The organism is Streptomyces sp. NPDC019531, assembly GCF_044903305.1.
Classification (GTDB): Bacteria; Actinomycetota; Actinomycetes; order Streptomycetales; family Streptomycetaceae; genus Streptomyces.
The window spans coordinates 1-3391 of the sequence record NZ_JBJDQL010000121.1 but is presented as its reverse complement, the minus strand read 5'-3'; the positions used below and the strand labels follow the sequence as shown (position 1 = coordinate 3391).

General features: G+C 66.5%; 3 protein-coding genes and 1 pseudogene. 1 reads left to right on the top strand and 3 read right to left on the bottom strand.

Going from position 1 to position 3391, the window contains the following annotated elements; translation table 11 throughout:
* A partial coding sequence (locus tag ACI2L1_RS45015; protein ID WP_404745278.1) for an FCD domain-containing protein occupies window positions 1-155 on the top strand: 155 nt, incomplete at its 5' end.
* A 106-nt stretch (window positions 156-261) separates the two neighbouring features.
* Here ACI2L1_RS45015 and ACI2L1_RS45010 read toward each other — a convergent pair.
* From ACI2L1_RS45010 to ACI2L1_RS45000, 3 genes and pseudogenes are all read right to left on the bottom strand, one after another.
* The gene (locus tag ACI2L1_RS45010; RefSeq protein WP_404745277.1) at window positions 262-1677 is read right to left on the bottom strand and encodes an OFA family MFS transporter; all 1416 of its coding nucleotides are present in this window, start codon (window positions 1675-1677) and stop codon (window positions 262-264) included.
* A gap of 1 nt (window position 1678) precedes the next feature.
* Window positions 1679-3070, bottom strand: coding sequence for an OFA family MFS transporter (locus tag ACI2L1_RS45005; RefSeq protein ID WP_404745276.1), 1392 nt, complete (start codon window positions 3068-3070; stop codon window positions 1679-1681).
* A gap of 174 nt (window positions 3071-3244) precedes the next feature.
* Window positions 3245-3391: pseudogene (locus ACI2L1_RS45000) on the bottom strand (formyl-CoA transferase); the annotation flags it as partial.

Sequence of the window (3391 nt, the reverse complement as noted above, 5' to 3'; positions counted from 1 at the left end):
ACACGCCGATCGCCCGGCAGCGTGGCCGGCAGTCCTGGATCGAACACCGTGAGCTGATCGCCGCCATCGCCGACCGCGACCAGCAGCGCGCCACCACGGTCATGCGCGCCCACACGGAACACACGCGGAAGATGTACCACGACCGCGAGAAGTAGCCGACAGGCCGGGGCGATTCCCGCCCCGCCCCTCGTTAACCCGACCAGGCGGCCCTCCCCGTGGAACGGTGCGGGGAAGGGCCGCCTGATGTCCGGACCGCTGTGCTCAGGCCGCGGCTTGTGGCTGCGGGGCCGGGGTGCCGCCCCGGCTTCGCCCCGGCTGACGTAGCAGCAGGGTGATCGCCGCCGCGAGCATCGACGTGGCACCGGCGAGGGCGTACGCCCCGTCGTAGCCCCAGGCCGCTACGACCATGGAGCCGAGGCCACCGCCGAACAGGCCGCTGATCAGCTTGCCGCTGTACACCAGCCCGTAGTTGGAGGCGTTGAAGTTCTCTCCGAAGTAGTCCGGGGTGAGCGCCGCGAACAGCGGGTAGAACGCGCCGCCGCCGAACCCGGAGAGGAACGCGAAGAACAGGAACAGCGACTCACTCTTGATGTCACCGGCCCAGATCACCCCGAACTGGGCGAGCCCCAGGACGACGATGACGAACACCAGCGTGGACTTGCGGCCCCACTTGTCGGACAGCCAGCCCACCACCCCGCGCCCGATGCCGTTGATGACGGCCATGACACCCATCGAGGAGGCCGCCACCAGCGGGCCGAAGCCCACCTCCTTGGCGTAGTCGACCTGGAAGGAAATGCCGAAGATCGACACTCCCGCGGTCATGACGAGGGCGACCCACATGAGGGGAAGCACGCCGGTCCCGATGGCCTCCCTCGGCGTGAACTGCCGTACCGCGGGAGGGTTCTTGGCGAGCGCGACGGCGCCCTTCTTGTCGCCGCCGTAGGTGAGCGGGTCGATGTCCGCGGGCCACCAGTTCTTCGGCGGGTCCTTGAAGAAGAACGCGCAGCCCGCGATCACGATCAGGATGTAGCAGCCGATGAGGTCCAGGACACGGTGGTAATTCGCGGTGTCGAAGCCGTAGTTGAAGATGAAGATGAAGGGCAGTGATCCGTACGCGAAGCCGCCGTTGACGAACCCGGTCTTCGCTCCCCGGCGTTCGGGGAACCATTTGCCGACCATGTTGATGCAGGTCGCGTAGACCAGCCCGGCGCCGACTCCGCCGACGACGCCGAACCCCAGGATCGCCAGCCAGACGTTGCTCAGGTGCGACAGGGCGAAGAACCCGACCATGCACATGCCCGAGCCGATGTACATGGCCTGGCGGGCGGTCAGGATGCCCTTCTCCCGCAGCCAGCCCGCCGGGAAGGCGATACCGGCCTGGAAGAAGACCCAGACGCTGAGGATCCAGAAGGTGTTGCTCTGCGTCCAGCCGTGGGCGTGGGACAGGGTGTCCTCGGCCGAGCCGTACGCGTACTCGAAGACGCTGATGGCCATCATGGTGATCCACGGGAGGTACACCATGAGCTTGCGCGAGTGACCGAGGATGTCCCTGTCGGTCTCGCCGATGCGGTAGACACGGCCGCCCGCGTCGGTCACTTCTCGGTAGGGACGATGTGCGGCGGTGGAGTGCGCGGTCTTGTCGGTCTCGCCGCGTGCTGCGTACGGATCTGCCGTCATGTCAGGCCATTTCCTCGCCGAGCGGTTGCGGGTTGGGGACGGTCCTGCGACTGGTCCTGGGTCGGCCGGGCGCCTTGAGGAACAGCGCCAGCACCGCGGAGCTCAGGCCGATGCAGCCGGCCAGGACGAACGCGCCCTCGTAGTCCCAGGCGCCGACCACGATCGAGCCGACACCGGAGCCCACGAGGCCGGAGATGAGCTTCGAGCTGTAGACCATGCCGTAGTTGGAGGCGTTGTTGTTCTCACCGAAGTAGTCCGCGGTCATGGCGGCGAAGAGGGGGAAGATCGCGCCGCCGCCGAAGCCGGAGACCATGGAGCAGAACAGGAAGAACGGCATGCTGCCCATCTGGCCGGAGACCAGCACACCGAACTGTGCGGTGCCCAGCACCAGACACACGATGATCAGCGTGTTGCGGCGCCCGAACTTGTCGGAGATCCAGCCGATGACCCCGCGCCCGGTGCCGTTGACGATCGCCTTGAGGGACATCGCCGTGGCCACGATCCCGCCCGCGAAGCCCATGTCCTTGCCGAACGGCACCTGGAAGGCGATGCCGAAGATGTTGATCCCGGCCGTGCACAGCAGGCAGAACCACATCATCCACAGAACGGGCGTACGTGCGGCCTCCTTCGGGGTGTACTGCTTGACCGCCGGCGGGTTCTTCTCCAGCGCCCGCCGGATCTTCGGGTCGTCGGTCATCCTCAGCGGGTCGACGTGCGGGGGCCACCAGTTCTTCGGCGGGTCCCTGAAGAACCAGCCCGCGAACGCCACCACGGAGCAGCAGACGAGGCCCACCGCCACCAGGACGCCCCGGTAGTTGCTGAGGTCCATGTACGAGGTGAACAGGAAGACGAAGGGCACCGAGCCATAGGCGAAACCGCCGTTGACCATGCCGGTCTTGCCGCCCTTGCGCTCCGGGAACCACTTGCCGACCATGTTCACGCAGGTCGCATACACGAGACCGGCGCCGATACCGCTGCACACACCGAAGCCCAGGTAGGCGACGATCACATTCGGCGCGAACGCGAGCGACAGATAGCCGAGTACGGTGCCCAGTGCGCCGAGCATCATCGCGTAGCGGGCGGGAAGCCTGCCGCTCTCCCGCAACTGCCCGGCGGGGAAGGCCACGGCCGCCTGGAAGAACACCCAGACGCCCATCAGCCAGAAGATGTGCCCACTGCTCCACAGATGGGCCTCGTGCAGGGTGTCCTCGGCCGACGTGAACGCGTACTCCGAGGAACTGATGCCCAGCATGCCCATCCACGGGAAGAGCACCATGGTCCATCGTGGCCGCCCCATGATGTTCCGGTCGGTCTCACCGATCCGATACACGCGGCCGTTGCGGTCCGTCACCTCCCTGTAGGCGGCGGATGACGAGTAGTCGATGGTCGTCATAGTCTTCAAGCACTCCTTGCGTCGAAAGATCTGGCCAGCGCCCCCTGTCCAAATTCCTTTCGTGCGCGCACGGATCACCGGGGTCGGCCGACGCGCACCGTCGCCGGACCCCGTGCTCGTTCACGTCATGGACCACCGCCCAACAGCCCTGGAACGTGGCTCCTGTTCACCACGTCAGATCACCCCGCTCGACCTGAGCAGCCGCAACTCCTCGTCACCGAGACCCAGTTCGCCGATGTAGATCTCTTGGTTGTGTTGGCCGAGGAGGGGTGGGGTGGTGATGGTGGTGGGGGAGTCGGAGAGTTTGAGGGGGTTGCCGAC

Coding starts and splice junctions, on each gene's coding strand:
- ACI2L1_RS45010 (WP_404745277.1), bottom strand. CDS start 1,677: ATGACGGCAGATCCGTACGCAGCACGCGGCGAGACCGACAAGACCGCG.
- ACI2L1_RS45005 (WP_404745276.1), bottom strand. CDS start 3,070: ATGACGACCATCGACTACTCGTCATCCGCCGCCTACAGGGAGGTGACG.